Origin of the sequence: Nocardia pneumoniae NBRC 100136, from assembly GCF_000308755.1 — a bacterium.
Lineage (GTDB): Bacteria > Actinomycetota > Actinomycetes > Mycobacteriales > Mycobacteriaceae > Nocardia > Nocardia pneumoniae.
In genome coordinates, this window is record NZ_BAGF01000135.1 from 1 (window position 1) to 1,788 (window position 1,788).

The following is a 1,788-nucleotide window of genomic DNA, read 5'->3' on the forward strand; positions in this document are numbered from 1 at the left end:
ACTGGTCCCGAACTCGGCACCACGGTGGTCACGGTGGGAACCGGAACATAGGTGTAGGCGACACCATTGCTTGTTCCGCCCACGGTAGTGGCGGTGACCTGCACGGTCCCCGTGCCCGCCGGAGCGACAGCGGTGATCTGCGTCGCGGAGTCGACCGTGAACGAGGTCGCCGGTGTGCCACCGAAGGTGACCGATGTCGTTCCTGTGAGCCCTGTTCCGGTGAGGACGACCGTCGTCCCGCCGGTGACCGATCCTGAACTCGGCACCACTGTGCTCAAGGTGGGAGCCGCGACGTAGGTGTAGGTGACACCGTTACTGGTTCCACCCGCTGTGGTGACGGTGACCTGCACGGATCCCGTGCCCGCCGGGGCGACCGCGGTGATCTGGGTCGCGGAGTCGACGGTGAACGAGGTCGCCGGTGTGCCACCGAAGGTGACCGCGGTTGCGCCGGTCAATCCTGTCCCGGTGAGGACGACCGTCGTCCCGCCGGTGACCGGACCCGCACTCGGCACGACCGAGGTCAGCGTGGGAACCGCGACATAGGTGTAAGTGACCCCGCTACTGGTTCCACCTACTGTCGTGACGGTGACCGCGACGGACCCCGTGCCCGCCGGGGCGACCGCGGTGATCTGGGTTGCGGAGTCGACCGTGAACGACGTTGCCGGTGTCGCACCGAAGCTGACGGCTGTGGCTCCGCTCAGGTTGGTTCCGGTGAGGACGACTGTCGTCCCGCCGGTGACCGGACCCGCATTGGGAGCCAGGGTGGTCACGGTGGGGGCCGGAACATAGGTGTAGGCAACACCATTGCTCGTTCCACCTGCGGTGGTGACCGAGACCTGCACCGTGCCTGTTCCGGCGGGGGCGACAGCGGTGATCTGGGTCGAAGAGTTGACCGTGAACGAGGTCGCGGGTGTCGCACCGAAACTCACCGCGGTTGCTCCCGTGAATCCCGTTCCGGTGAGGACGACCGTCGTCCCACCGGCCACCGGTCCAGAACTCGGCACCACTGTGCTCAGGGTGGGAACCGGGACATAGGTGTAAGTGACCCCGCTACTGGTTCCACCCGCTGTGGTGACGGTGACCTGCACGGACCCGGTGCCCGCCGGGGCCACGGCGGTGATCTGGGTCGCGGAGTTCACTGTGAACGAAGTCGCCGGTGTCGCACCGAAAGTGACCGCAGTCGCTCCGGTCAGATTGGTCCCGGTCAGGACGACCGTCGTCCCGCCGGTGACCGGCCCCGAGCTGGGCACGACTGTGGTCAGGGTGGGAACCGGAACATAGGTGTAAGCGACACCATTGCTCGTTCCACCCGGGGTGGCGACGGTGACTTGCACCGTGCCTGTTCCGGCGGGCGCGACAGCGGTGATCTGCGTCGAAGAATTGACCGTGAACGAGGTCGCCGGTGTGGCGCCGAAGGTGACCGCGGTGGCGCCGGTGAATCCTGTTCCGGTCAGCACGACCGTCGTCCCGCCGGTGACCGGCCCCGAGCTGGGCACGACCGTGGTCAGGGTGGGAACCGGAACATAGGTGTAAGCGACGCCATTGCTGGTTCCGCCTGGGGTGGTGACGGTGACTTGCACGGTTCCTGTCCCGGCGGGTGCGACGGCGGTGATTTGTGTCGACGAGTTGACGGTGAACGAGGTTGCCGGTGTGGCACCGAAATTCACCGCGGTGGCGCCGGTGAATCCCGTTCCGGTCAGCACGACCGTCGTCCCGCCGGTGACCGGGCCCGCATTCGGCACGACCGAGGTCAGAGTCGGAACCGGAACATAGGAGTACGCGACGCCA

Annotated in this window: 1 protein-coding gene; it reads right to left on the reverse strand. The window is 66.9% G+C overall.

All coding sequences use genetic code 11. The features are described 5' to 3' along the window. The coding region (locus ON34_RS28710; protein ID WP_245548242.1) for a beta strand repeat-containing protein at positions 1 to 1,742 on the reverse strand (1,742 nt) is incomplete at its 3' end. Between the last annotated feature and the right edge of the window lie 46 nt (positions 1,743 to 1,788).